This is a genomic window from Neobacillus sp. B24 (genome assembly GCF_055381825.1).
Genome location: NZ_AP035777.1, coordinates 3,115,169 through 3,141,863 on the forward strand (window position 1 = coordinate 3,115,169; position 26,695 = coordinate 3,141,863).

Here is a 26,695-nt window from a genome sequence, read left to right on the forward strand (position 1 = left end):
TTGGTATTGGGTGTCCCTTATTTCCTTTACGGATAGATATAGGGTCAGACACCCATCGCCTGACCCTATGGCCCATAATTGTATGATTTTAAAGACACTCCGCGCAAAACACCAGGGAATCTGTATAATTTCTAATTAACTTCGTAAAAGAAACCGTTGTATTTACCACTTGGTGTTTTTGGTAAAGCATCCACGAATTCGATAATACGTGGATATTCATGAGCAGATAAATTTCTTTTTACATACTGCTGAATGTCCATTTCTAGTTCATTACTAGGAACATAACTTGTTTTTAAGACAATATAGGCTTTGACTACTTCGCCACGACGTTCATCCGGTACGCCAATGACGGCCGTTTCCGCTACTGCTTCATGCTCCATAATGGCACTTTCCACTTCAAACGGACCGATACGATAGCCAGCACTTGAGATAATATCGTCATTTCGTCCAGAAAAATAGAAATAACCATTTTCATCATAACTAGAATCGTCGCCTGTTAAATAATAGCGTGAACCGTACAGATAGCGTTCTGCTGTTTTCTCCTCATTTTGATAGTAGCCTCTAAACCAAAAAAGTGGAGACTGCTCTGTGTCAATACTAATTTGACCTTCAACATTTGGTCCTGCTTCTACCCCATGATCATCTAAAATGGTCATTTTAAATCCTGGCATTGGTTGTCCCATTGTACCCGGATTATAGGTACTTTGTAAGTCAGGATGATGATGATTATTGATGACCATGCCTTGCTCTGTTTGCCCGTAATGATCATAAATCGGTAAGCCTAAATAATTTTCGGCCCATTTGATTACATCACGATTTAAAGGTTCTCCAGCACTTGATAAAACACGGAGATGTAACTTTTCTTTTAAACTACTATCGATTCCTTCCGCTCGCATCGATCGATAAGCTGTAGGGGCAGCTGCAAAATTCGTCACTTTATATTCTTGGAATACTCTTAATGTATTTTCGACATTGAAAGGTGCATTGTAGACGATAAATGTTTGACCAAGAAGGAGAGGCCCAATTAGAGCATAATATAAACCATAAGCCCAGCCTGGGTCAGCAATATTCCAAAAAACGTCCCCTTCCCTTATATCTAACCCAAATACCATATAGGCTTCAAAGGCAGCAAGGGCATAAACAGGGACTTGCACACCCTTTGGATGTCCCGTAGTTCCTGATGTATAAAGAATAATAAATAAATCATCCTTGGTGACGACTTCGTTCCGCTCTAATGGTTCAGTATTTTCAAATGTTGACCAATAATCCAGATCCCCATCCACTGGATTTGCATTGACAGTGATCACTTTTATTTTGTTTGTATCAATAGCGTCCGTCCCTGCTGAGGTACCATTCAGCTTTGGACGATTAGTTGAATCCGTAATAATGAGCTCAGCACCGCTGTTCTCCACACGATAAAAGATGGCTTGAGGACCAAAGGCTGTGAAAAGTGGAACATGAACGGCACCCAAACGCCAAATCGCTAATACAGAAACTATCAATTCCGGGCCTTTAGGTAATAAGACTGCTACACGGCTTCCTTTCTTAACACCTAGTGATTTTAATACATTTGCAAAAATCATAGAGTCGTTCTTTAACTCACCATATGTATTGTGACGCTTTATTCCGTTAGCGCTTTCATAATAAAAGGCAATTTTATTATCCTCATGGCGGTCACAAAGTAATTCAGTTACAGAAGAAATCGGTCCCTGATATTGCTGAATAAAATGATTCACTTGATCATTGATAGGATTACTCATTTTCTTTCCCCCTCCACAAGATAAAATGATGATCATGATTAATTATCTAAATATTAGGCATATTTAGAATAGTGTATCACACACTAGAACGACCAACAATCATCAAAAAACAGAATAAGTCGGGCGGGACGCCACAGGGACGGTTCTGATGGCAACCTGAAGCCACCAGAACCTGTCCCCTTACTGCTATAGTTTAAATTACACCGCTTTCCGCTGAAAATAAAGGTATCCAGCCAGGAAGAAGATTACGAAGCTACCTCCTACAACCGTCAAGACTTGCTCCCAAGGAAAAGAGAAAACACCTTCATTTATTCCGTCCAAGTACATCATTGAAAATGGCTGTGCCCATGGGTAGTAAGGTCCAAAGCGTTCCGAATTAACTGCTAGGATAGCCGGCAACGTAAAGATCACGTTAACAGCGAACGGAGCGGCAAAGCTCTTCCACATAACCGACATCCATAGCTGCAGTGCAACTAATGGGAATGTCGCAATCCAGCCGCCAAGTATACTTTTCCAAACAATCGCCAGGGGAAATGGGTCACTAAATCCTTTTATCATTCCGACAGCATAAATCGCAACTAGATAGCAAACCTGGATCACAAAAACAATCAGCATTAATAAGGAATATTTCGCCAAGAACACGCTTCCTCTGGTGACAGGCAGCGCCAACAGCTGTTTCCAGCCTCCCGCATGGTGTTCATATCGGCAAATAAGTCCTGCAAGAACACCCGTAATCAGTGGCAAAAACAATAAACCATACGACAAGTTCATTGTAATCAGTGATATATACCACTGATTCATTTCCACACCATCTGGAGTGAAATTGCTAGGCAAACCAATCAGCAAGCCCAATAATGGACCTGCAAGGAAAAGCCCGGTTATTTTCGACTTTCGCAATTTATACCATTCAGATTGCAAAATGGAAATGAACATTTATTTCACATCCCTTCTGATAAAATCAAACATACCCGCCATATAAATCAGAAACCCTGCCCCGAGCCCGAGCATTACATTTATTAGCGGCTCATTCCATTCGTTCATCAACGTCGGCCACTTCCAAGGCATCCAATCCGGCAAGAAATAGGCTGAATACGTTAAGATAGTTCCCATAATACCGGTCGTAATCGGGACCCCCTGATTGACACTGACTGTTGCAACCCAAAGCTGCAGGGCTAAAACCGGAAGTACCGCAAAGTATGGAAAATAGCTATACCTTAACAGCGCGCCGAACGGAATCTTTGTCCCCAAATCAAGAAACATCCCAAATCCAAGTGTAAAGACCATTAATAGTGTGGAAGAAATAAACAGAAGAATGGCCAATACCGTAAATTTTGATAAATAAACACTCATTTTGGAGACAGGCAGCGCAAGCAATTGCTTCCACGAATTATTTTCATTTTCTATACTTGTAATAAACGAGGTTAAGATCGCAATGCCCAATACAAGCGCAAGAGGAGTGAAGGAATGGATATTCCCCAAATAATAACCCCAATCATCCTCACTTTGCTGCAATAAATAGTCTTTGCGCACACCGTAATTGAGCATCTGCAACGCCACTACCCCAATCGGCCCCAAAAAGGTCAACAGCCAAAAGCCCTTACGTTTTATTTTAAAAAAATCAACCCATAAAAGTTTCAACATCATCCTGCTGTCGCCTCCGAGGTCATTTGTAGGAAAATATCCTCCAAAGAACGTTTTTCTTCTTCCACCCGGTAAATTAAGAATCCATCCTGAACAAGCAATGTGACAACCTTGGCGATATGTTGTTCTGAACGTTCATATAACAAGATCTTTTCATCTTTATATTCTGCTTGTATGCCCCTTGCCAACAACGCGCGCCAAGCATGAACGCTATTGCTGACTTTCAGGATAATTTTCTGCTGGGCTTGTTGACGCATCGCATCAATCGAATCTTGGAAAATCATTTTCCCCTTCGTAACAATCCCAACCGTTGTCGCTATTTGGTCAATTTCCGACAATAGGTGGCTTGAGATTAATACTGTCATGCCATATTCGGCCGGGAGTCGTTTAATTAAATTTCGGATCTCAATGATTCCTGATGGGTCAAGCCCGTTTGTCGGTTCATCCAAAATTAGCAGATCCGGTTGATTCAACAGGGCAGCAGCAATGCCTAACCGTTGCTTCATTCCGAGTGAAAACCCCTTCACTTTTTTATTGGCTGCCTCGGTCAATCTAACAATTTCCAATACTTCCTCAATTCTTGCTTTTGGCACCCCTGCTATTTTTCGAATCGCCTCCAAATTTTCACGCGCGGTTAAATGTGGATAATACGAAGGATTCTCAACCAATGAGCCTATCTTGCGCAAAATCTCCATCCTGTTCTTGTTTAAGTCCTTTTGAAAAATTTGAATTGATCCCTTCGTGGGCTTCATCAGCCCCAACAGCATGCGAATCGTAGTCGTTTTTCCGGCGCCATTCGGGCCGAGGAATCCATAAATCTCTCCTTTGGGAATTTTCATATCCAATCCTATAACAGCCTGTTCCCCGCCAAATTGTTTGGTTAAGTTTTTCGTTTCTAGAATATATTCCACTTTCCTCACCTCACTATCTATCATAGATGCGAAAGGTTAAATCCAAGTAATAGGAAAGTTTAAAATTTGTTTAAAAAAAGAACCCAGAGAAAAATCATCGTTTTTCCCCGGGTTCATCCAGCTTTTTTCGTTTTATTTTTATTACGGTCCCCTGATCGCTTGATTGGATTTCCCAATCCAGCTTCATTCCCTTTACCATCATGTCAATAATGGATAATCCAATACCTGCCCCTTTTTCAGTTGAACCATTTTTCATTCCTTGTCCCCGATCACAAATAACAATAGCCTCATATCCAGCTGTTGATTCTGTAGCCACCGCAACATATTTTCCTGACTTTGCATGCCTGAGAATATTCTGGAACACATTATCTAAAATCCGTCCCATCCATATCGGATCTATTAACCATTCCTTTTGCTTAAATGGTTCTAATTGAATATCGACCTCAAAGTTTTCTTTTTCAAAAACAGGGTACCAAGATGCGATAGAACCACGAACAAAGCGAAGGATATCGGTTTCTTTCGGTTCGAATTTAAATTTGCTTGCCATTAACAGAGTATAGGACATGAGGTTTTCGATAAACCGATCTACACGATTAATCGATTCTTCCATTACTTGAACCGATTTCTTTCCTTCCAGAGACAATTCTTCTTTTTTGAGAGAATATGTATGCGCCAAAAGTTTTGTTAAGGGGGTACGCAAATCATGCGACAGATTGGCAATCAGCTCACGCCTTAACTGCTCCTCTTTCCGTTCCCGCTCTTTACTTAATTTCAATTCGCTCACCATAACATTGAAGGCTTGTTCCAGCTGGCCAATTTCGTCTTTCTTCTTTACTTCCGTCAGGATCGGAAGGCCATCCACGTCACGCACCTCCATTGCTTCCTGCAAATGCAAGAGTCGCTTTCGAATCCCCCGGAAAAATAAAAATGAAACGGTAATAAACAGAATAATCATGGCAGCAGCAATTATCAAAATGATATTTCCATATTTTTGCCCCCCCGGCTGTGCCAATTCCTTTCTGGGGAGCTCAAACACGATAAACCCTTCTTGTTGCTTAGATCCGACAAAGGCAATCACTGTGAAGGGATCACCCTCATAACGCTCCTTAATAAATTTTGCTGTATCAACAGCTGTCCACCTGCTAGGGATGTCCTCTTTTACGGCTGTCTTCGCCGCTAGCATTCCATTTTGATCCACCCAAAACATGGTAGAAGGAGGATATTTCTTCTGCCATTTTTCAAAGTGATGAAGGGCTGTTTCGGTTGTAAGCCCTTGTAATGTATTGGCTTCCTCATGCCATTGCTTCTCGATATCAGTTGGATTTGGTTTTTCAGTGTTATTGAGCATTTTTTGATCGGTATTAAACATGAAGAAAGCGGATACCAAGTAGGTGATTTGAATCAGGAAGATTGCCGTAAAGATGATTACCATATATTTTGCTAGTAACGACCTTAGGAATCTCATTTTTTCACCCTATAGCCAATTCCGCGGATTGTTTCAATAATGACGGGGTTGGCCGGGTCCTTTTCCAACTTCTCTCTCAAGTAGCGAATATGGACCATTAATGTTTTGTCCCCTTCGATAAAGGTCTCACCCCAGACCCCTTCATAGAGTTGTTCTTTCGTTAATATTTGATTTAAATGGCGGAGAAAGAATTGAAAGATTTGAAATTGCTTCCCTGTCAAAAGAATTTCTTTTCCTGTTTCCTGATTCATAATTTGCTGATCTATCATATGTATCGTTAAATGCTGAATCTGAATGAGGTCATGATTTTTCTCGAATCTTCTTAATAGGACTTCTATTCTAGCAGCCAGCTCCTCCGGATGGAAGGGCTTCGTAAGATAATCATCGGCAAATCCAAGGCCTTCAATTTTATCTTCTACAGCTGTTCTGGCTGAAAGCATTAGAATAGGTAGATTCAGATATTCCCTTTTTATTCTCTTTCCAAGTGAAAATCCATCCAACCCCGGCAACATGACATCCAACACGACGATGTCTGCCGCATTGAGGTAATTCTCCATTCCTTCACCAGACGTTAACCAAGTTACCTTATACCCTCTGGCAGATAAATCATCCGTAACCCATCTGCCAATCTCATGTTCATCTTCTACATATAAGACATGTAGCAATTTTTGGTCCCCCAATCCTTTATACGAATCCAATTAATACAATTATAGCAGGATTAATGCACAAAATGCGGTTGAGTGGGACTCTATTTCTATTGAAATGGAAAAAGACCAAGAAATAGATTCCTGGCCATTTACCACCTTCCTCTTTACTTTACCCTGATTCGAGGATCTAAAAGAGTATAGAGTACATCCACAACAATCGTAATTATTATAAATATCAAGGAGAAGAGTAATGTGGTTCCCATAATGACAAAAACGGTCAGAAAAAGTCTGACCGTTTTTACTTGTCATTTATATCTGTAATTTCGGAAGTTTTCCCCTATAGAGATTCGAAACCTTTATCAGTTTTATTACCTATCAAAAACATCCTTACCTTTCATTAAATAACGTAATTATCGTTAGAATTTAGAAGCAGTTTTCATTAATGCAGGAAAAAATAAAGCGAACAAAACAATCCCAATCGGGATACTAATCCATAGATCCCGAACAACTAGGGTGTTATTTTCCAGTAACACACTATAAAACCAAACACCGTATGGAATAATGAACAGGACCGAAGTAATGACACCAGGTGTGTATCTTTTTAATAAAATGGTCTGGCCAATATGGGTAAAGGAATGGAGAAAGAACACACTATAAAACCCTAAATACAGCCATTAATACCCTCCATTAAATCCATTTAAAAATACGAATATGGTAGAAAGTGAGATTAAGATAAACTCAACATACACAACCAAAGAAAACTGATTTGTTTTCTGGGCAAAGTTCTTTTCAATTAATGCACTAGCCCTTTTCGGAAGAATTTTAATAAGATCCTCCTTATTTTTAGAAACCCAATTTTCTACCAATATAATTTCTTCAAAGTCATGTATGCCAAAAATGATCGGAAATAGCCAAATTAAAAGAATGGTTAATTGATCAATAGGAATCACTCCCTTTACGTGGAAAAAAGCAAGCTACTATGCTTCTCTCTTTAAACTAGTCTGACTTTCAACATAATTAGATACTTCGATTAAATTCAGGTCGGGATCCCTGAAATAAATAGAGTGAATTTTGCCTGCTGCTCCTGTGCGAACAACAAGAAGTGCCAGGCACCTTCCAATTTCCGGATGGTACCTGGTAATTCTCGATTCAAACATAAAATCTGGGATTAGCTAAAAGGCTACCCGGAATTCACAAGGAATTTCTATAATTGCTAGTTAACTCCGCAAAAGAAACCGTTGAATTTTACCACTTGGTGTTTTTGGTAAAGCATCAACGAATTCAATAATACGAGGATATTCATGTGCTGATAAATTACTTTTTACATACTGCTGAATGTCCTTTTCAAGTTCCTTACTAGGAAGGTAACTTGTTTTTAGGACAATATAGGCTTTGACTACTTCGCCGCGACGTTCATCTGGTACGCCAATGACGGCCGTTTCCGCAACGGCTTCATGCTCCATAATGGCACTTTCCACTTCAAACGGACCGATACGGTATCCAGCACTTGAGATAATATCGTCATTTCGTCCAGAAAAATAGAAATAACCATTTTCATCATAACTAGAATCGTCGCCTGTTAAATAATAGCGTGAACCGTACAGATAGCGTTCTGCTGTTTTCTCCTCATTTTGATAGTAGCCTCTAAACCAAAAAAGTGGAGACTGCTCTGTGTCAATACTAATTTGACCTTCAACATTTGGTCCTGCTTCTACCCCATGATCATCTAAAATGGTCATTGTAAATCCTGGCATTGGCTGCCCCATTGTACCCGGATTATAGGTACTTTGTAAGTCAGGATGATGATGATTATTGATGACCATGCCTTGCTCTGTTTGCCCGTAATGATCATAAATCGGTAAACCTAAATAGTTTTCAGCCCATTTAATCACATCACGATTTAAAGGTTTTCCTGCACTCGATAAAACACGGAGATGTAACGTTTCTTTTAGACTACTACCGATTCCTTCCGCTCGCATCGATCGATATGCTGTAGGTGCCGCGGCAAAATTCGTCACTTTGTTTTCTTGGAAGACTCGTAATGTATTTTCGACATTGAAAGGTGCATTGTAGACGATAAAAGTTTCGCCAAGGAGGAGCGGCCCAATTAAAGCATAATATAAGCCATATGCCCAGCCTGGGTCAGCAATATTCCAGAATACGTCCCCTTCCCTTAAATCTAAGCCAAATACCATATAGGCTTCAAAGGCAGCCAGAGCATAAACAGGGACTTGCACACCCTTTGGATGTCCCGTAGTTCCTGATGTATAAAGAATAATAAATAAATCATCCTTGGTGACGACTTCGTTCCGCTCTAATGGTTCAGTATTTTCAAATGTTGACCAATAATCCAGATCCCCAGCCACTGGATTTGCATTGACAGTGATCACTTTTATTTTGTTTGTATCAATAGCGTCCGTCCCTGCTGTGGTACCATTTAGCTTTGGACGATTAGTTGAATCCGTAATAATGAGCTCAGCACCGCTGTTCTCCACACGATAAAAGATGGCTTGAGGACCAAAGGCTGTGAAAAGTGGAACATGAACGGCACCCAAACGCCAAATCGCTAATACAGAAACTATCAATTCCGGGCCTTTAGGTAATAAGACTGCTACACGGCTTCCTTTCTTAACACCTAGTGATTTTAATACATTTGCAAAAATCTTAGAGTCGTTCTTTAACTCACCATATGTATAGCGATGCTTTATTCCGTTAGCGCTTTCATAATAAAAGGCAATTTTATTATCCTCATGGCGGTCACAAAGTAATTCAGTTACAGAAGAAATCGGCCCCTGATATTGCTGAATAAAATGATTCACTTGATCGTTGATAGGATTGCTCATTTTCTTTCCCCCTCTTCAATATAAACATAATCACAAATTATTTGAACATTGCGTATCTTTACAATAGTGTATCACACACCAGAATTACCAACAATTTTCAAAAAAAAGAATAAATCGGGTGGGGGAATGAACATTTTTCCTTTTTATGTAAATCAAAAGATTCGGCACTGATAATCAAAGTGCCAGCGTTAAAATCTATAAACGTTTCGAATGTTTAAACATATATGTAATTGAAGGTTGATAATATTACTAGCATTTTTTAGCTTTTCTTCCTTGATTTTATTACTGTCCTCTGCTTCTTTTAAGAATTTTTCATCGATTATTTCAAGGAAATTCTAAAGCACATCAAGATTCTTGCAGCATTAGCAATTGTATCTGATTTATTATCTAAAATTATTCATCTTCCTCATAAACCCATTCAATTATATAATAGGAATCTATTAACCCTTCATGGAAGCCCCATCCTATGCCATCTACCGCATCAACAACATGCCTTAACCTGCCAGAAAATTCTTCGTAAAGTTCTTTATTCCTGTCGCACTCCATACAAACTTGTTCATACATTTTTATCATGCTACTGTAGAAAGATTCGGATATATCGCCATATGCATTAGTAAAATCAACCCCCTGCTCTACATAATAGAGCATAAGATCGACTGTCCGTTTCTCATCATTCGTTGTCTTCTTAAAGGTTGTTATTGCTTTTTTTGCTTCTGCAAGTCTTAGCTTTGCATCACCTCTATCAGGGAAAAATTCATTCTCTATTTTTTTCCGAGCCTGCGAATAAAGAAACTCAACTGCCTCCTCACCCAGGAATTTGCTGGATAAAATATTTTGTACTTCTTTATTTGCTTTGAACAATTCTATAATCAGATCAATTAATTCTTTTTGTTCATACTCTCTTAATTGCTTTTTCAAATCGGTCACTTTCATTTTCATAGTTATCCTCCAAAAATATTGGTATCAACCAAGAAATTATGCAGCATAATCTCTCATTTCTGAACCAGCAAATTTTTATCTTATAATGTAGATAGAACTAGGGCTTTCGCTAACTAATTCTTAAAATGGCAAGCCCTCGTCGTCTATAGAATGAATGACTGTACTTTTATCCAAATATATATTTTTATCATCTTCTTCCATTTCTCCCCAAGTCAAACCAAAAGGGACTCCATTCTCAGTATATCCCGCTATAAAATAAAACGTTTCATCACCAAAATCTTCTTCCATTTTTGCGTTTTCACGTTTTCTTTTTTCCTTCTGTATCTGTTTAGCCTTACGGGATTGCTTGACCTGTTCTATATAGGACTGTTTACATTGATAACCCAGCATTTCCAATTCCGTAATGGCACATAATAAATCTACACCAAACCATTTACTATACCCCTTCGCAACATTTTTCCCATTATATTGTTCAGCCCACTTCTTGGCGTTTTGAAGACTGCCAGACCGGGAATATCGCTTCCTTCTTGGAGTGCTATTTTTGTTATCTTTCTTATTTGCCATGATATTGCCTCACTTATATAGTTTTGTAAAAGGATAATACTCTTTCGATCCGATTCCTCTCTCGTACATCCTCTTAATATATAAAACTTCGTTTCCCAACTGGCAAACAACCTTGAAATCTTCCATATTATTATTTCAACATCGAACTGTTTCGGATTTCCTTGAAAGATCCAATAAGCCATCAATATACCCACTATGAAAAATAATCCATTTACTATTATTTTAGCAGAATTTAGAAAAAAATACTTCTACCAAATTTGGTGAAACTGAATTGGTTTGGAATACCTTAGAAGGTAATGTTAAAGCTTAAGATCAATGATTTAAGAGGATTATTGGGAGGTTATGCGGCTATGATTACAGGCACAAGAAATTACCACCTATGCCATGTTATGTACCATCTGTTTCCAAGGAATTTACGATTAGGAAAACAATGAGATATTAACTTGAAAAAGCCTAATCCCCCATTTCATCGAGGAATTAGGCTTTTGGCTTTGTATTGTTGTACTGCGCAGTAAATAATGCTATTTTTTATCCTGCTTCTTCAATAAAAGCACACGATTGCGGAATATTGAAAAATGCAAAGAAACTGTAAAAACAGCTTCTTAGTTATCTTACTAACTAATCATTAATTGAACAAAGATTAATCCCAAATTTTAGGACGGTCTATTCCCATCGTTCTCATGTAATCTAACAATTGCCCTGTGTGAACAGATTCGTGATAAGCGATACGCAAAAACATATCCCCAAGTTTTCTTACATAGCCTACGTCAGAACGGTCGATTACTGTATTTTCTAAATCGTATATACTAATTGACCTTATGTATTTTATAAATTCTTCACGATATGGCTGAGCGAATGCAAGTTCAGCCTCTACTGTTGTGAATTCTTTTGTCTCAAATGGACTAGTTAAATTAGATAATGCTTTACTACCTCTTCCAATAAGAATTTGGTGATAAAGAAATTCAGCTTCTAATACATGTCTAATCATTTCAGCACAAGAAAGCGCATCTTTATCGGGTTTCCAATTCAACATTGGTTCGGGAATTGCTTTCCATACTTTTATACTTCTTCGTCTTACTTCTTCAAAATTAAAAATGATTAAGTCATGTACATTCATTTTTTTATTCCTCCCTATAACGTTTCCATTATTTTATCACGTGAAAACTTCGGTTATAATCGAAGTATAAATGTAAATGGGGGGATGACAATGGGAAGTAGGCCTGATTTTTCGTACGTTGCAAAACTAATGGCTGATTCATCTAGAGCAGCCATGTTAGAAGCTCTCCTTGGACTTGACGGTCTTCCGGCAAGTGAGTTAGCAAGGAAGGCAAATGTCTCATTGCAAACAGCTAGCGGCCATCTAGCAAAACTGGTAGAGGGAAATCTAGTCGGTGTTGAAAAACATGGACGCCATCGTTATTTTCGTTTGGCTAGCCCAGATGTTGCTCATGCGATAGAAACGTTGACCGTTATTTCGCCATCACCAAATATAAATTCCTTGAAGGATTTTTCACGCGCAGAAAAAGTTAGAATTGCTCGAACTTGCTATGACCATTTGGCCGGAAAACTTGGAGTATCCTTGACTGAAGCCTTCATACAAAAAGGACTTTTGATTGAAGGTGAGGTTGATTTTCATGTAACGGATATGGGAGAGAAATTCTTTCGTGATTTTGAAATAGACCTTGCTGCTTTAAGAAATAAACGCCGATATTTTGCCCGAAAGTGTCTTGATTGGAGTGAAAGGCGCTATCACCTTGCAGGGTCTTTAGGAAATGCTGTTCTAGTACGGTTGCTAGATCTAGGTTGGATTGAAAAGCTCCCCGACAGGGCTATTAAGGTTACAAAAACAGGTAGAGTTGGATTATATGAATCCTTGGGGATTACGACTGAGCAAGTGTAAAATAGGACAAATGGGCAAGTGGGTCAGACCCCCGTTACTTTAAAGCTTTAGAGAGTCGGGGGTCTAGTATAGTAACTTTGTTTAAATCAATTTTAACTGATGCGCTGCCCATGTGCTTTCTAAGCATTTCTTTTTTACCCTTAGATAGTCCCAGATATTTTTGACTTGTCAATCCTCTTCATGGCAGCTGTCCCCATATCTTTTTCCTCCTCATTAAACATTCGATCACCCCTTAACAAAATGGTATCAGGTTTAGTTTGTCGATTTTGCTCTTCTTCTATCGTAAACATTAATACACTATTATTTACCCTTTATTTTCCATAATAGCTTTCGTAATAAAATAATCGATAATTTTTTTGATTTAATCACACTTTATTATACGAGATCAATTAGGGTATCAATTTCTTCTAAAATTATTCATCTTCCTCATCAACCCATTCAATTATATAATAGGATTCTATTAACCCTTCAAAGAAGCCCCATCCAGTGCCGTCTGCTGCTTCGACAACATGCCTTAACCTACCAGATAATTCTTCGTAAAGTTCTATATTCCTGTTGCACTCTAAACAAACTTGTTCAAACATTTTTTCCATACTAACGTAGAAAGATTCGTATATATCGCCATATGTATTAGTAAAATCAACCCCCTGCTCTAAATAATAGAGCATAAGGTCGACTGTCCGTTTCTCATCATTCGTTGTTTTCTTAAAGGTTGATATTGCTTTTTTGGCTTCCGCTAGTCTTAGCTTTGCATCACCTCTATCAGGGAAAAATTCATTCTCTATTTTTTTCCGAGCCTGCGAATAGAGAAACTCAACTGCCTCCTCACCCAGGAATTTGCTGGATAAAATATTTTGTACTTCTTTATTTGCCTTGAACAATTCTACAATCAAATTAATTAATTCTTTTTGTTCATACTCTCTTAATTGCTTTTTCAATTCGGTAACTTTAATTTTCATTGTTATCCTCCCAAAACCACTGGCATCATCCAAGAGATGATACAGCATGATCACTCATTTCTAAAATCAGCAATGTTTTATCATATAATTTAGATAGAACTTGGGCTTCGCTAACTGAATTCTTAAAATGGCAAACCCTCGTAATCTAAAGGATGAATGTCTGTACTGTTATCTAAATAAAGGTAAGCGTAAAATAATCCCCACCTGTGAACCAGGCGGGGATCGCGTTATTATTTAGGTAAGTTTTTAAAATCTCTACAAACAATTGGAAGTGTTGTTGACCAAGGCAGCACTTTATCCAGGGCATTTTTATCTGTTAGATCAATGTTGGGTAACCTCCCAAAAAGAAAGCGAAGATAACAATATGGATTTAACCCATTTTCCTTTGCTGTCTCCACAATACTATAAATAATTGCACTAGCCCTTGCACCTCTCGGTGTATTTGAGAATAAGAAGTTTTTTCTTCCAATCACAAAGGGCTTGATTGAACGCTCACTTCGATTATTATCAATCTCCAAACGTCCATCCTCTAGGTATGCCACTAATTTATCCCATTGATTAAGACAGTAAGTTACCGCCTGACCTAAAGCACTTTTTGGTAACGCTTGTTGCTGCTGTATTTTTAGCCATGACAAAAAAGCATCCAAGACCGGCTTGCTGCGTTCTAAACGTTTTTCGTATCGTTCTGCATGGGATAATTCTTTTAGATCACGCTCAATGCGATATAGTTGGTTACAGTATTGGAGACCTTCTATTGCAGCTGCTCCTGATGTCAGACGCTTTGAAGAAGGCAATACTTTTAAAGCCTCATCAAATTTACGTCGAGCATGGGCCATGCAACCGACTAGTTTTACATTAGGTACCTTATGGTACCCGGCGTATCCATCAACCTGTAAATATCCTTTAAACCCTGACAGGAATTTCTCGGCATTTTTACCTGACCTAGTTTCCTGATAATCGTAAAGGATGATTGAAGGTCCTTCCTTTCCAGTGCGGTAGAGCCAGAGATATGATTTTGACGTGGCTGGCCGACCGGGTTCGTGAAGTACCTGCAGAGTCGATTCGTCCGCATGCAAAATATCCTTTTCCAAAAGAAGTTGATGCATGCGATCATAAAGTGGACTCAACCACCGGCTGGCCCCGTGAATCATCCAATTGGCAAGAGTTTGGCGTGATAACGGTACCCCCAATCTGGAAAATTGCTTTTCTTGGCGATATAATGGCAGCCCATCCACATATTTTTGATTCATAATATGTGCCATTAGAGATGGAGATGCTAAACTTCCCGAATGAACCGGTCTAGGCATTGGTGCTGTTACAATCGGAGTTTCCAATTCCTCTCGCTCACAATGGCGACAAGAATAAATGTGTTGAATATGCTTGACCACTTTCAATTCCGCAGGAATGTATTTCAGTTCCTGGCGTACTTGCGTACTCATTTCATGTAGGTTTCCACCACAACACGAACAAACCTGCTCTTCAGGGGATAGACGATAGTCAATCGTCTCCACAGGCAAGTTTTCTAACATCATTTCACGTTGGCCGCTAACTTTGCGGCGCCGTTGATAGGTAATGGAGTCCAAAGTAGGTTCTGGCAAATCTGGATTGGCTTCTTTTTCGACTTCATTGAAAAGTTCCAATTGATCGGGGTTAGTTCTTTCGCTGGAAAAGCCGAATCTATTTTTCTGCAGAAGGCGAAGCTGTTCTTCAGTCCATTTTAATTTTGCCTCTAACGAGCTCTGCTTTTTTAGCTTCGCCTCTAATTCTGCATTTTGCTTCTCCAGCATTTCCAAGCGTTGCAGAAGTTCTTCAATTGTAGGGGTTGGGGTAGTAGAATTCACTGTCTTTTTCATAAATTTATTATACGACAAAATGGGCGAATTCCCTGATTTTTCATTATTTAAATTACTGTTCTTGCCGTTACAACAGGGTGAGCATGTTTTTGTTCCAATGATAATCCATCGAGGAGCCACCGCAATTGTCGAGGACTAATTTTCAAAGGAGCTGTACTATTACTTTCAGATGGCCAATGAAAATTTCCTCTCTCCAGCCGGCGATAATAAAGCCAAAAGCCGTTATGCTCCCACTGAAGAATTTTTAACTTGTCCCGCTGCCGGTTACAAAAAACAAATAGACTTGAAGAAAAGGGATCTAGTTCGAATTCTTCTTTTACAAGAGCAGCCAATCCATCGATAGATTTCCGTAAATCTGTGCTACCTCGTGCGAGGTAGACACGATCTACCGTAACTTCTTTTAACATACTGATTTCAATGCCTTTACTACTTCCGCCAGTAGTTTTGGATTGAAGCCAGGTTTAACCTCGATGGATGCTGAACCAACTTTAATATTTAATGTTTCATTTTGTTGCTCATCAGATTCTTCTAATGCTATCGGTATCCACTTGTTATTGGATTTTTGGCTTGAATCAGAACTATCGATTTTATAAAGCCAATACTTTAACTGATGAATACTTATTTCATTGATTTCACACCATTTGGATTGGGTTAGACCACTCGTCTTGTAAAGGGCGATCCTCCGCTCCCATTCTTTATACAATTCTAGATTATTTCTCTTGGACATAGAAAACCTCCTCAAACCTTGATTTGAAGAGATTATCTCACAGGTACTATATATGTTAATAGGTGGATTCTATTTGACGCTTACAAATAAAGGGGCCCCATTGCTCTGTCACACGGGGAAAAATCAGATTTTTAAAAGTAACTTCCCATTTTCATCGGATAAATTAATTTGTTTTAATGCCTCCAATTCCACTTACTGTAATCAACCTGTTCACCGATATTATAATCCCGATATTCATTTCCAATTTTGACCCAACTTACTTGAAAAACCTTTATCTCTGGAACCAATTTGTACCTCGCCCATGGGTTGTAAAAATACTCCATATTATTTACATCATAAAAATCATCTGGCATGTCATCTTTCCTTAATAGGTCATGCTCTTTTTTAGTTATAGTGACTCCTTTAGCATAATAGGTAAGTATGTCTGATACAAAGTTCTTTGTAAAATAAACTTCTCCTCTGCTATTTAGTAACGTATCACATATTTTATTTCTAGGAACAATGTGTTCATGTTGCAATTTCTCTTCTTTACTTAAATTTGGTTTAACTCTAATAACACGCTTCAACTTTTCTATATTTTGCAGGGCATTTTCTGTCCAATACATATTTCCAATTATTCCACGTCTACTACCAAAATGAGTGAAATGTGGTAAATAATCATCTCTAATAGCTCTCTCTATAGTACCCTCACTTCCTAAGAAATTTTTTTCTTTTAGATCAAACCACAAAGCATTGATAATATCATCTTTTGTACGTTGGCTAACCACACTTACTCTTTTATTTCTATTAAAGATGTGTATCAAGACATGCACTCCCTTGTGATACCACTTTAGTATTTTGCTAGACTTTAAAAATGATTATTATAAAACCATTAGCCATTTGTACACTTTACGGACAACTTATCCCATTCTTTAACACATGAATATAAGCATTGCTTCTTACATTTTTACCGTGGGCTTCAACCAATTTACAGAGTTCCTTCATCAATTCTTGGCTCTTTGCAGACTCCACTGGCAGCTTGTAAACCATTCTTTCAGAATTTTCTCGGTGTCTACTCCTGTTTTTCTTTTACCTCTGTCGTATCTGGAGGTGTTCATATTTTTATAGCCTATGTATTTACTTGGCCCGAATGCATCTAAACTAGGAATATAGTACCCGTGCTTGAACTGTGTAAGCTGTGAAACAATTTCTGTGTTATCTGTTAAATCTTGATTAAACTGCTTTATATTATCGACAACCTCTCTTAAAGAGATGACCAGTCCATCTCCCTTTTGCTTATCATCGTAATTTTGTATCCCCATACAATCGTTCCCACTCCATTGCAAGGTCCTTTTTCATTGCAACAAGGTCCAAAGAATTTTCTTTATACAGTGCACGTATTTCAATTAAGGCTGAAAAAGCAAATCTCGACCAGGCAATCATATTTAAATGAAGAGCAAATGTCAGCAGTTGGCCCCCTGAACGAGCAGCTGCATCCAACCCATCAACCAGGCATAATGAACCGTGGCCAACAACCAGCATTCTTCGCAGCTCTGGTCTGCTTCCAAGTCCAATGGGAATGGATTCCTTCCAAGTCCGTTTGTGGTAATACCTGCTCTTGATCGCCCATAGGAGGCGAATCAGCAGCTCATTAATCACCACTGGAATCGCCATGGCGGCACCGAAACGGGCATCATAGCCGGATTGAAATACACTAGACATCAGTTCCGCAAGGTTCTTTCGTTCATCCCCAACCTTGAAAGACCCAAAATCACAAAACTGAAATAATTCAAAGAAAGGAATCGGAACACCAGCACCCCTTCTCCCATCATTATGGCCCCGCGTTCCGCTGGATCCGGCAATATCGGACATGATATGGCCAATCCAATTGCAAAAACCACAAAACAGTTTTGCTAAGAAATTACCGCCCTCCAGTTCAAACCTCGCCCCTTTTCCTACTGGCCTCAAGCGAATAAGCTGCCCATCAGAAACAAAACTGGCTTTACCGGTGAATTGGTCTAGGATTGAAAAAAACAATCCAATCAAGTCGGGCGAGTGGGCAAGTGATTTTAAATGATGGTCTTTTGGGCTCATGTTAAGAACTTGATCACCCAGTTCCAAGTCAGCAGCATAGCGGGCATCATAATTGACCTCAAACCGCTCCTCAAGAAACCCGATTGCACTTGCAATACCATCTGGTTCCCTGCGACGGGTACTACCATTATTTTTGTCCGCATTCCACACCATCTTCGAAAACTTTTCCACTAAACTATCCGTTTGAGCATCTGTCCATTTTCCCAGTTTGCTCTCCCCCGGCATCCCTACAAAAAAGCTGTCAATCAAGCCCGAGGCAACCCCGCAAAACGTCGCAATCAGATAATCATACTTATCACAATTTGCTTTTTTCATCTTGTAATCATGGCGGATGCGTTCACTAATTTGTGCACGTTCTGCACTGGTCATCAAATCCTCAAAAGGGTCGCGGTCCAGATTGATGTGATGTTTTTCCGCATACTCTTCAATATTATTTAGATAATCGTCCCAGCTTACCTCTTCATCCGCATCTACTGTATCTAACATTTTAAGCTGTTCAAATTGAATACTTGATTTCTCTTCCTCAGTTAATGAAAAAAGCTCAATGCCTGACTCCCGATCATCTTCTGTTATCAAACTAGTATCCACACCTTGCTGCAGGCATAATAATTCGGCCTGTAAGAGTAAGTCATCCAAATCATCAGCATTTTTCTGGTTGATATCAGAAAGGTGATCGATTGATTTTCCGATAGAAGCTAGCTGATTTTGTACAGCCTGCTGCTGATGCTTTTGAATCTTCATGGCATTTCCGGCATTATTGATTAGCTCATCTTTTATTTCCTTTTTCACATTGGTTCCCCCAGCACATAAAGCATTTCACCCATGATTTAATTCATGAAGTTTTTTACTAACCCCTTCGCGGCTCCTTTTACTGACGCAAATGCGGCATCTTTTACATTTAAGTAGCCAATTCCATCAATGGCTTGATACAGCTTTTCCAATGTAGGTAATGGCAGTTGGTCGTTTAAAATAAAGGACTTTTGAGTTTTTCCATCTTCCATAAAAATTTCGGTCTCGTTATAACAGGATAAAATAAAGGCACGTACTTTTTCTTTTGTTGCCTGGTTGGTTAATTCCTCTAATCTGACGATATCCAGCTTCTGTGGCAGCTGCGCCAAAGTCGTCTCAATTTCTGCGGAGTTAATTTTCTCAGTAGTCGCTTTAGCACCCTTACTCAGCATGGCCAGAAGACCTGACATCTTCTCAATTTTTTTCGTGGTTTCCATTCCTTTTTGAACTTCAGACATTAATTGCTGAGAAATCTCGTTTACATCTTCTATTAAATAGTTAAGGGATTTTTGCGAATTGCGAATAATAGCCTGGAGCATCAATTCTCTTTGTTTATTATTCTCCAATTCACTTATGCCTGTAACCTTCTTAATTCCTTTATAGGCCCCTACTCCAATTAACAATGCAGCACCAATCCCGGTGACCATACCGGAAAAGCCAAGAATTCCACCCATACCCAGGGTAGCCAAACCGGAAGTAATCCCTGTGGCACCGAGGCCGATTACCGAACCGGAAAAGTAAATGGCAGCCATCGGGACACCAACTGCTCCTGCTTTTGCAGCCAAATCCTTCATTGCCTTTTTGATTTCGGAATCATTTTTTCTTTGCTTCAAAATATCCTCGTCACTTTGTATTGCTGCCAGGATAACATTGATTTGCTCATCGTCAATAGATAACTTCTTTTGGAGGTCCCGTATAAAACCATTTTGCACCCATAGAGTGGCATCATTTTTAAGTTTAAAAATATAAAGAATATCTTTTATAAGCGATTTTTTGACAATATCGAAACTTCCTTCTGGAACATAGTCCTGTAGATATTGCAGCAACACATCATTTACTTCCAAAACACTCTTATCACACATATAACCTCGTAACTCCAGGCGTTGTTTCACGGAAAGCTCAATCCTGGCAATTAGAGAGGTTATTTCCGCATATTCATTTGCATCAATGAGGTCGTCATCAGAATAAGCAAAATTACATACCAGTTTAATATAGGCTGCTTTAATATCCTCCTCCATCATCGCAAGCGGCAGCGTTTGGGAGGTGGTTGTAAAACTTTTCTCATCTCCTGATTCAGCGATAATGCCATTAATCAGGTTAGCAAATAGTTCATACTTGATTCCAATTAAGCTGGAGGTTAACGAGACCCGTTCCTGATTATGAAAATATAAAGCTACTTCTTCTTTTTTCTCTATTTTTCCATTATCTTTTTTCTTTTCCGTACATATGTATTCGGCCTTTTCAATGGTTTCATACTTAAAGACCTTAGGTTTTTCCATCATGCCACGGATATGAACTGAATCTCCTAGGAATACACAACCTTCCTTGGCATTGCCAAACAACGAAGTATCGGCGACAGCAACCACATAATCCGGGTCAACTTCATTAGCAATTGCCGATATAGCGTTATTCAGCTTCTTTTCCGGGATTTCTGGGGCAACAAACACTTTCCCACTTAATTCAGAGACATTCTCCTTAATGTAGCTTTCTACAGACACACAAAAGACCCCTTTATAGTAAATTTGCACTATAATTATTTTATCAAAATAATTAGGGGGATTTTTACAATATTTTTAGACAAACTTCGCAAATAAATTGATATGAATGTAATTTGCGTTTTTAGTGAGGAATATACTGCAAATTAATTGAGTTAGAGGGAGATGATGAACATCTCCCCTTTTTAAATAGCTATGTAGTTCATTGGGTATTGAAATGGGATATTTTGATAACCATAGTTGTTGCATAGTCATAATAAACGTAAGAATTTGAAAAATTAAAAAGGACCAGACAAGCAGCAACTAGTCCGGTCCAACAATTAAGTCGATTTTATTTCCGTCGAGGTCAAATGTAATCCAGCGTTCTTCCATCATTTTAATGCTCCTGACGTTAAGCCTTCAATAAACAAACGGGAGGCAAAAATAAACGCAATCAGTAACGGCAAGGATGAAAGTGTTAAACCCGCGAATAATAAATTCCATTCGGTGTCATATTCCCCAAAAAGCGTTAGCATTCCAAGTGGGATCGTTCTTAATTCATCTGTCTTTATGAAAATTAATGGATAAAAGAAATCATTCCATACATTTACTAAATTAACAATTCCAACTATAGCTATAGAAGGCTTCATTAAAGGCAGCATGATTTTATAATAAACTTGAAAATCATTACAACCATCTAATCGAGCCGACTGCACCAGGTCTTGCGAAAGGGTTCTAAAGAATCCATAAAATAAAAACACAGCAAACGGAATCCCTCCTGCTACATAAACGGCAATTAAGGAGAAATGCGTATCCAATAACCCCAGATTTCTCATGATTAAATAAAGAGGGATAATAGCAAGCTTCATAGGCAGCATCAATCCAATCATAAAAAAGAACAGGACAAAAGAATTCCACTTAAATGAATATCTCGATAAGTAAAACGCTGCCAAGGATGATACGAAAATGACAATGAAAACGGAAGCCGCACTTACAATAAGACTATTCCAGATATAGCCGGAGAAATTAACTTTTTCCCAGACTACTTGATAATTTTCAAATGAAACACTTTTTGGCAAGCTAAAGGGAGAAGTCATGATATCAAGCTTAGGCTTAAAGGAAGAATTCATCATCAAAAAGATAGGGTAAAAAATGATAACGGTTGTAATCGTCAAAATAATATATTTTATGGACTGAATCTGCCATTTTGTCTGCAAAAGTACTCGCCTCCTATCTTTCAAAATCTTTTCGTTTGAAGTAAAACATTAATATGGCCGTCGAACAGGCAATAATCAAGAATAACACGACAGCTATAGCTGAACCTAGACCAATAGATTGTCCACCCTCAACCGATCCAAATGCTAATCTATAAAAATATGTACCTAACACGTCAGTTGAATAGTATGGTCCACCAGAAGATCCCTGCATTGCATAAATGAGTTCAAAGGTTTCAAAACAGCCGATAAAAGTTAAAATGGTCATCGTCATAATAGCGTTCATCGTCATGGGAATAGTAATCTTAAAAATCATCTTTAATCCAGATGCACCATCGATCCTTGCTGCTTCAAAAATTTCCTTATCTATTGTTTGTAAGCTGGCTAGAAAAATCAGCATGGAGAAACCGATCCCTGCCCAGCTATTAATCAAAATAATCGTTACGAGAGCTGTATCAGTACTTCCCAGCCACGGCTGAGCTAAGAAATCTAACCCAATTGCTTTTAAAAAAAGATTCAGTGCTCCTGATGTTGGATTAAGGATAAGGCTAAACAGAAATCCAATGACGATAACGGAAAGAAGTTTAGGCAAGAAAAAGATCGTCTTGAAGAATTCTTTTCCTTTCATTCGGCTATTGATAATGAGAGCCAAAATATACGCAATCACCAATTCCGAAAAAACATTAACAACGAAAAAGATCCAATTATGTTTAAACGCGTTTAAAAAGGTTTCTTTGAATGGAGACTCTGTAAATAAAACAATAAAATTTTCAAGTCCGATAAATGTATCTCTGGTAAATCCCTTCCAAGAAAAAAAACTGTTAATGACCGCAGTGACAAGAGGGAAAAGTTGAAAGACTCCATATAAGAGCACTGCTGGCGAGAGAAACAAATGGGCTAGATGCTTCCTAGCCACAAAGTTTTTTTTCACTGGTTTGTTTACGGATTCTATGGAAGGCTTGGATTCAGCCATTTTATCCCTCCTCGGGTCGTAAATAATATAGAGCCAAGAAATGGCTCTATATTATTCGATAAAAAGTTGTCAAATTCATTTACTTTTTTGCTGCTCTGTCAGCATTTTTTTGTGCTTCCTCGATGACACCATCAACTGTAAGTTTTCCTAAAAACATTCCTTGAAGTGCATTTTCGAAAGTTGTTTTTGTCGTCGGCTCCCCTTCTCCAAAGTGTACTAGCATTAAATAAGGAGTTGAGTTTGCTGCCGCTGCAGTAGAAATCTCTTTCACAATTGGATGCTTTGGCGTTACGCCATTTACTGCACTTAATCTATTAGACTCTTCAGTAAAGATTGTGCCAAATTCTTCCGAGGCTAAAAATTCCATAAATTGTTTTGCTTCTTCAGGGTGTTTCGTACTCTTGGCAGCTGCATAAGAACCGTCTACCCAAGTTGTTACAGCAAGCTCTCCATTATCCGCACTTAAACCTGGAATGACACCAATCGACATGTCCGGTGCTGTCCCTTCAATGGTAGCCAGACGATAGTCACCATTAATATACATGGCAGCTTGTTCTGTATAGAACAATGTTTGGGCATCGTTATCTTCAAGAGCAATAAAATCCTCTGGGAAGAACTTCTCTAAATCCATCATGCGCTTTACAGATTCAACAAAAGCTGGGTCTGTGAGGTTTGCACTTCCGGACGTGATTTTTTCTACTAACTCATTATTACCGTAAGCACTAGGAGCAATAACTGCGTGAGTCATGGATAACAAGTACGCTGCCCTTCCTGATTGGGCGATTGGAATGATGCCAGCTTTTTTCAACTTTTCGCAGGCTGCAGTAAATTCCTCCCATGTTTTTGGTACTTCGATTTTGTGTTTTTCAAATAACTTTTTGTTGTAGAAAATAACTCCGGAATTTAAGGAAAGTGGAACCCCATAAACATTTCCATCGCTTCCTTTGGCAGCATCCAAATACTCGCTATTAATATTTTTAATGCCATCTAGGTCATCAAGAGGAAGTAAATAGTCGCTATCTGCCATGGTTTTGGCACCAGAGTAGGGTCTAAGTTGGAGGATATCCGGCCCATCACCGGATACAAGAGCATTTGATAGAATGGTGTTGTATTCTGTGGATTCATAAGGTTCGAATTTAACAGTAATATCTGGGTGCTTCTCTTGAAATTTTTTAATCGCCTTTTCATACATTTCCCTGTCTTCCGGTCTCCAGCTGTACATCGTTAACTCTACTTTTTCACTATCTTTTACTTTTTCTTCGCCGCCTTCCTTACTACTTTCTTTACTACTGCAGCCGATAACTACCAAACTCAGAACAAAAAGAAACCCCCACAATAAAAACCGCTTTGCTTTCATTTAACATCCTCCTTTTTGCTTTTACTATGTAAAAATGGGTAATCAGCAGCATATTCCTTTAAGATAAAAAAACAATTTCTCAAACACCCCTCTCCCTTTGATAAAATAAGGAAATGTAATGAATAATACATAACTTATGACTTGTCTATTTAATATTATTAGGTATTTTATTGGTTAAATAGATATAATATTACAAATGTTCAAAATATAGGACAAATATGCCAGTTCCCGACATACAAAATAATCCTTTATTACTAGATTGTTTCTGTACTGCATGATGGCTTATAATGTAATCAAGATTCTCATAAATTAAAAAAGACCGAACATGCAGCAACATGTTCGGTCCGGCAATGGACGGTTCCCTCAAAGGGGATTGGCTATGGTTGTGATTGGAGTTTGAAAGTACCCTTTTGCTTTCGCCACCATTTCATTAACTTGATCCTTGTCTCTCACATCCGCTTGAATGGCAACGGCCTTTTCACCTAAGGTTTTGACTAGGTCTTCTGCCTTTTCATTGCTTTTATAATAGTTCCCAATGACATTGGCTCCCTCGTTTGCAAATGCGGTTGCCAATGCAGCTCCTAACCCCCTGCTTGCTCCTGTGACCAAAACGGTTTGTTTACTCAATTCCATAACGTTTTTATATATTATTAACGGGTTCTCTTGCGAGGTGAAATTACTTTGCACAACTTAAGTTTTTTATTACAATGCTAAATCTATTCTACAATATTTCCAAATCAGTTTCTGATCCCAATCTTATGTTCTAGTTCAGACTTCTGACGTAAGTGATGGCGAAAATGCATACCGACAAGATCGAACCATTCTCTTGAGTTCAGCCAGCCAAATCCTCCATGTTTAACTTTGTAGTTGGGATTTATAGCATCTACTCTAGATTCCCATCGCCTCAACCTCTTCATTACTTGATCCAGCCTACTCGTTAGTTCTTCTATACTATCCGAATTGCTTGGTGGGGAATTTAGTTTGTCCGGTAACTTGATTTTAATTGGTGGGAACCCTCCAATGTTATATACATATTCACCAGCCTCCGTTTTCCCAAGCTTTTGCTCTTCCTTTAATGTTGCACAAGTTTCCACATTATCTAAGTACTCCATGGCAACGAGAATCACATGGTCGTACATTTGACCAATGGACCAAACCCCTTCAGCTGTTACATATCTTAGTTGCTCAAGTGAATAATTTTGCAGTTCGCTTTTATAGGTTTCAATTAGTTCTAAATCCCTCATTTAATCACTCCTTTACCATTAAAAATTTAATGTTCATGAAAGAACACATTATTTTTACTCTCTTTTTCCTTATAACTCTTGTATATTTCTAATATTACTTTAACATATATATTCTGGAAAACACTCTATCTATCACACGCAAAATCTCAACAAATTCACATACCCTCCAATAATTATTTCATTCCTTTTGAATTAGATTGTGAAAACTGAGGTGAATTTGAGTAACAATATCTGATAAGCGTTGAAATAACGATAAAAAACACACTGTAAATTATATTGCGAATTACAGTGTGTTATCCTATGAGTTTTAGCTTGTGTGCACCTCTATATATTATGCGGATTTCTAAATATTCCTAGCGTTGTTCATCACTCGATTTTCGCTCATATTTCTTAATTTCCTAATATCGAGACGGATGAGAAGGGAAACCGCTAGAGTTAGCAACAGGGAATTATATTCAAAGCCATCATAACATAATTTTAATGGGGGCATCAGGAAACGGAAAAACGTGGATTGCCAATGCATTCGGGGTTCATGCATGTCGTCAATTTTATAATGTAAAATATATTAGATTACCAGAATTACTTGATGAGCTAGCTGTAGCGAAGTATGAAGCAGATGGTAGCTTCCGTAATTTAATTCAAAAATATAGAAAGGTAGATTTATTGATACTAGATGAGTGGTTATTAACAGATCTTTCAGAAGAGAATGTACTTCATGTGTTGGAGATTATTGAGGCAAGGTTTAAGAAAGCATCAACTATATTCTGTTCTCAATTTTCACCGGAAGGATGGCACTCAAAACTAGGCCAAGCACAGATAGCTGATGCGATTCTTGACCGCATTGTTCATGATTCCTACAAGATCCTAGTGGATGGTGAAGTCTCTATGAGAGAACGTAATGGCTTGGTGGGATCTAGATGATACCAACAGAGGTAGAAGACCGTATAGCTAAGTATTTTCTTCATAGGTATTTACCTAGCAAGGTGATGCATAGAGTTGAAGAAAGGCTATTAGCCGCCTGTATATGGACTGAGGAAGAGGATTTAGATCATGATGAACTTGTACGTTTGGCGATTGAAATAATTGATAGGCAATTAAAGAAAAAGAGATTTAGATAAGATAAAGAGCCGTTAGAACAATCC

The 26,695-nt window shown here is 38.5% G+C and carries 25 protein-coding genes and 3 pseudogenes; 3 read left to right on the forward strand and 25 right to left on the reverse strand.

Annotated features, from left to right (window positions below; translation table 11 throughout):
- Positions 1–131 precede the first annotated feature (131 nt).
- From ACZ43M_RS15305 to ACZ43M_RS15360, 12 genes and pseudogenes are all read right to left on the reverse strand, one after another.
- Positions 132–1,760: an AMP-binding protein gene (locus ACZ43M_RS15305; protein ID WP_464503420.1), complete on the reverse strand. Its 1,629-nt coding sequence runs from the start codon at positions 1,758–1,760 to the stop codon at positions 132–134.
- A 198-nt stretch (positions 1,761–1,958) separates the two neighbouring features.
- On the reverse strand, positions 1,959–2,693 hold the full coding sequence (locus ACZ43M_RS15310) for an ABC transporter permease (RefSeq protein WP_464503421.1): 735 nt from the start codon (positions 2,691–2,693) through the stop codon (positions 1,959–1,961).
- Entirely contained in the window at positions 2,694–3,404 is a 711-nt protein-coding gene (locus ACZ43M_RS15315) for an ABC transporter permease (protein ID WP_464503422.1), read from the reverse strand. It lies immediately after the preceding gene.
- Entirely contained in the window at positions 3,401–4,312 is a 912-nt protein-coding gene (locus ACZ43M_RS15320; protein ID WP_464503423.1) for an ABC transporter ATP-binding protein, read from the reverse strand. Before ACZ43M_RS15320 ends, ACZ43M_RS15315 begins: the two co-directional genes overlap by 4 nt.
- 94 nt (positions 4,313–4,406) lie before the next feature.
- Positions 4,407–5,777, reverse strand: coding sequence for a sensor histidine kinase (locus ACZ43M_RS15325; protein WP_464503424.1), 1,371 nt, complete (start codon positions 5,775–5,777; stop codon positions 4,407–4,409).
- The gene (locus ACZ43M_RS15330; RefSeq protein WP_464503425.1) at positions 5,774–6,442 is read right to left on the reverse strand and encodes a response regulator transcription factor; all 669 of its coding nucleotides are present in this window, start codon (positions 6,440–6,442) and stop codon (positions 5,774–5,776) included. Before ACZ43M_RS15330 ends, ACZ43M_RS15325 begins: the two co-directional genes overlap by 4 nt.
- 146 nt (positions 6,443–6,588) lie before the next feature.
- A pseudogene (locus ACZ43M_RS15335) lies at positions 6,589–6,693 on the reverse strand (ABC transporter permease); the annotation flags it as partial.
- Between the two features lie 147 nt (positions 6,694–6,840).
- Positions 6,841–7,374, reverse strand: a pseudogene (locus ACZ43M_RS15340) (HXXEE domain-containing protein).
- Between the two features lie 267 nt (positions 7,375–7,641).
- Entirely contained in the window at positions 7,642–9,267 is a 1,626-nt protein-coding gene (locus tag ACZ43M_RS15345; RefSeq protein ID WP_464503426.1) for an AMP-binding protein, read from the reverse strand.
- Between the two features lie 393 nt (positions 9,268–9,660).
- Entirely contained in the window at positions 9,661–10,206 is a 546-nt protein-coding gene (locus ACZ43M_RS15350) for a DUF6155 family protein (RefSeq protein ID WP_464503427.1), read from the reverse strand.
- A 120-nt stretch (positions 10,207–10,326) separates the two neighbouring features.
- Complete coding sequence (locus ACZ43M_RS15355) at positions 10,327–10,770, reverse strand: hypothetical protein (protein ID WP_464503428.1); 444 nt, start codon at positions 10,768–10,770, stop codon at positions 10,327–10,329.
- A gap of 640 nt (positions 10,771–11,410) precedes the next feature.
- Complete coding sequence (locus tag ACZ43M_RS15360) at positions 11,411–11,887, reverse strand: DinB family protein (protein ID WP_464503429.1); 477 nt, start codon at positions 11,885–11,887, stop codon at positions 11,411–11,413.
- A 90-nt stretch (positions 11,888–11,977) separates the two neighbouring features.
- Between ACZ43M_RS15360 and ACZ43M_RS15365 the strand changes: the two genes are divergently transcribed.
- Entirely contained in the window at positions 11,978–12,670 is a 693-nt protein-coding gene (locus ACZ43M_RS15365) for an ArsR/SmtB family transcription factor (protein WP_464503430.1), read from the forward strand.
- 413 nt (positions 12,671–13,083) lie between these two features.
- On the opposite strand, the gene ACZ43M_RS15370 is transcribed toward ACZ43M_RS15365, so the two are convergent.
- The 13 genes from ACZ43M_RS15370 to ACZ43M_RS15430 all read right to left on the reverse strand — a co-directional run bounded on the left by ACZ43M_RS15370 (position 13,084) and on the right by ACZ43M_RS15430 (position 25,553).
- Positions 13,084–13,629: a DUF6155 family protein gene (locus ACZ43M_RS15370; protein ID WP_464503431.1), complete on the reverse strand. Its 546-nt coding sequence runs from the start codon at positions 13,627–13,629 to the stop codon at positions 13,084–13,086.
- A gap of 230 nt (positions 13,630–13,859) precedes the next feature.
- Positions 13,860–15,482, reverse strand: a complete 1,623-nt coding sequence (tnpC, locus tag ACZ43M_RS15375; protein ID WP_464507943.1) for an IS66 family transposase — start codon at positions 15,480–15,482, stop codon at positions 13,860–13,862.
- Positions 15,483–15,529: 47 nt separating this feature from the next.
- Positions 15,530–15,889 carry an IS66 family insertion sequence element accessory protein TnpB gene (tnpB, locus tag ACZ43M_RS15380; RefSeq protein WP_464503325.1) on the reverse strand — a complete coding sequence of 120 codons (360 nt, stop codon included), beginning with the start codon at positions 15,887–15,889 and terminating at the stop codon, positions 15,530–15,532.
- On the reverse strand, positions 15,883–16,209 hold the full coding sequence (gene tnpA, locus ACZ43M_RS15385; protein ID WP_464503324.1) for an IS66 family insertion sequence element accessory protein TnpA: 327 nt from the start codon (positions 16,207–16,209) through the stop codon (positions 15,883–15,885). Before tnpA ends, tnpB begins: the two co-directional genes overlap by 7 nt.
- 173 nt (positions 16,210–16,382) lie before the next feature.
- The gene (locus ACZ43M_RS15390) at positions 16,383–17,012 is read right to left on the reverse strand and encodes a hypothetical protein (RefSeq protein WP_464503432.1); all 630 of its coding nucleotides are present in this window, start codon (positions 17,010–17,012) and stop codon (positions 16,383–16,385) included.
- Positions 17,013–17,192: 180 nt separating this feature from the next.
- Positions 17,193–17,510, reverse strand: coding sequence for a hypothetical protein (locus ACZ43M_RS15395; protein WP_464503433.1), 318 nt, complete (start codon positions 17,508–17,510; stop codon positions 17,193–17,195).
- Complete coding sequence (locus tag ACZ43M_RS15400) at positions 17,488–19,071, reverse strand: hypothetical protein (RefSeq protein WP_464503434.1); 1,584 nt, start codon at positions 19,069–19,071, stop codon at positions 17,488–17,490. Before ACZ43M_RS15400 ends, ACZ43M_RS15395 begins: the two co-directional genes overlap by 23 nt.
- 38 nt (positions 19,072–19,109) lie before the next feature.
- Positions 19,110–20,789, reverse strand: coding sequence for a hypothetical protein (locus tag ACZ43M_RS15405; protein WP_464503435.1), 1,680 nt, complete (start codon positions 20,787–20,789; stop codon positions 19,110–19,112).
- Between the two features lie 368 nt (positions 20,790–21,157).
- Positions 21,158–21,982: a carbohydrate ABC transporter permease gene (locus ACZ43M_RS15410; RefSeq protein ID WP_464503436.1), complete on the reverse strand. Its 825-nt coding sequence runs from the start codon at positions 21,980–21,982 to the stop codon at positions 21,158–21,160.
- Between the two features lie 13 nt (positions 21,983–21,995).
- Entirely contained in the window at positions 21,996–22,952 is a 957-nt protein-coding gene (locus tag ACZ43M_RS15415) for a carbohydrate ABC transporter permease (protein ID WP_464503437.1), read from the reverse strand.
- A gap of 79 nt (positions 22,953–23,031) precedes the next feature.
- Positions 23,032–24,309 (reverse strand): ABC transporter substrate-binding protein, encoded by a 1,278-nt coding sequence (locus tag ACZ43M_RS15420; protein WP_464503438.1) that lies wholly within the window; start codon positions 24,307–24,309, stop codon positions 23,032–23,034.
- A 363-nt stretch (positions 24,310–24,672) separates the two neighbouring features.
- Entirely contained in the window at positions 24,673–24,942 is a 270-nt protein-coding gene (locus ACZ43M_RS15425) for an SDR family NAD(P)-dependent oxidoreductase (protein ID WP_464503439.1), read from the reverse strand.
- Between the two features lie 104 nt (positions 24,943–25,046).
- Positions 25,047–25,553: a DinB family protein gene (locus ACZ43M_RS15430; RefSeq protein ID WP_464503440.1), complete on the reverse strand. Its 507-nt coding sequence runs from the start codon at positions 25,551–25,553 to the stop codon at positions 25,047–25,049.
- Positions 25,554–25,982: 429 nt separating this feature from the next.
- Between ACZ43M_RS15430 and ACZ43M_RS15435 the strand changes: the two are divergent.
- Positions 25,983–26,474: pseudogene (locus ACZ43M_RS15435) on the forward strand (ATP-binding protein); the annotation flags it as partial.
- Positions 26,471–26,671: a hypothetical protein gene (locus tag ACZ43M_RS15440; protein WP_464503441.1), complete on the forward strand. Its 201-nt coding sequence runs from the start codon at positions 26,471–26,473 to the stop codon at positions 26,669–26,671. The pseudogene ACZ43M_RS15435 and the gene ACZ43M_RS15440, both read left to right, overlap by 4 nt.
- The last annotated feature ends 24 nt before the right edge of the window (positions 26,672–26,695 follow it).

Bases quoted from the DNA above. Each gene is read 5' to 3' on its own strand.
- ACZ43M_RS15315 (WP_464503422.1), bottom strand. From the start codon at position 3,404: ATGATGTTGAAACTTTTATGGGTTGATTTTTTTAAAATAAAACGTAAG.
- ACZ43M_RS15420 (WP_464503438.1), bottom strand. From the start codon at position 24,309: ATGAAAGCAAAGCGGTTTTTATTGTGGGGGTTTCTTTTTGTTCTGAGT.
- ACZ43M_RS15360 (WP_464503429.1), bottom strand. From the start codon at position 11,887: ATGAATGTACATGACTTAATCATTTTTAATTTTGAAGAAGTAAGACGA.
- ACZ43M_RS15415 (WP_464503437.1), bottom strand. From the start codon at position 22,952: ATGGCTGAATCCAAGCCTTCCATAGAATCCGTAAACAAACCAGTGAAA.
- ACZ43M_RS15345 (WP_464503426.1), bottom strand. From the start codon at position 9,267: ATGAGCAATCCTATCAACGATCAAGTGAATCATTTTATTCAGCAATAT.
- ACZ43M_RS15440 (WP_464503441.1), top strand. From the start codon at position 26,471: ATGATACCAACAGAGGTAGAAGACCGTATAGCTAAGTATTTTCTTCAT.
- ACZ43M_RS15365 (WP_464503430.1), top strand. From the start codon at position 11,978: ATGGGAAGTAGGCCTGATTTTTCGTACGTTGCAAAACTAATGGCTGAT.
- ACZ43M_RS15395 (WP_464503433.1), bottom strand. From the start codon at position 17,510: ATGGGGATACAAAATTACGATGATAAGCAAAAGGGAGATGGACTGGTC.
- tnpB (WP_464503325.1), bottom strand. From the start codon at position 15,889: ATGTTAAAAGAAGTTACGGTAGATCGTGTCTACCTCGCACGAGGTAGC.
- ACZ43M_RS15370 (WP_464503431.1), bottom strand. From the start codon at position 13,629: ATGAAAATTAAAGTTACCGAATTGAAAAAGCAATTAAGAGAGTATGAA.
- ACZ43M_RS15430 (WP_464503440.1), bottom strand. From the start codon at position 25,553: ATGAGGGATTTAGAACTAATTGAAACCTATAAAAGCGAACTGCAAAAT.
- ACZ43M_RS15310 (WP_464503421.1), bottom strand. From the start codon at position 2,693: ATGTTCATTTCCATTTTGCAATCTGAATGGTATAAATTGCGAAAGTCG.
- ACZ43M_RS15350 (WP_464503427.1), bottom strand. From the start codon at position 10,206: ATGAAAATGAAAGTGACCGATTTGAAAAAGCAATTAAGAGAGTATGAA.
- ACZ43M_RS15425 (WP_464503439.1), bottom strand. From the start codon at position 24,942: ATGGAATTGAGTAAACAAACCGTTTTGGTCACAGGAGCAAGCAGGGGG.
- tnpC (WP_464507943.1), bottom strand. From the start codon at position 15,482: ATGAAAAAGACAGTGAATTCTACTACCCCAACCCCTACAATTGAAGAA.
- tnpA (WP_464503324.1), bottom strand. From the start codon at position 16,209: ATGTCCAAGAGAAATAATCTAGAATTGTATAAAGAATGGGAGCGGAGG.
- ACZ43M_RS15305 (WP_464503420.1), bottom strand. From the start codon at position 1,760: ATGAGTAATCCTATCAATGATCAAGTGAATCATTTTATTCAGCAATAT.
- ACZ43M_RS15355 (WP_464503428.1), bottom strand. From the start codon at position 10,770: ATGGCAAATAAGAAAGATAACAAAAATAGCACTCCAAGAAGGAAGCGA.
- ACZ43M_RS15325 (WP_464503424.1), bottom strand. From the start codon at position 5,777: ATGAGATTCCTAAGGTCGTTACTAGCAAAATATATGGTAATCATCTTT.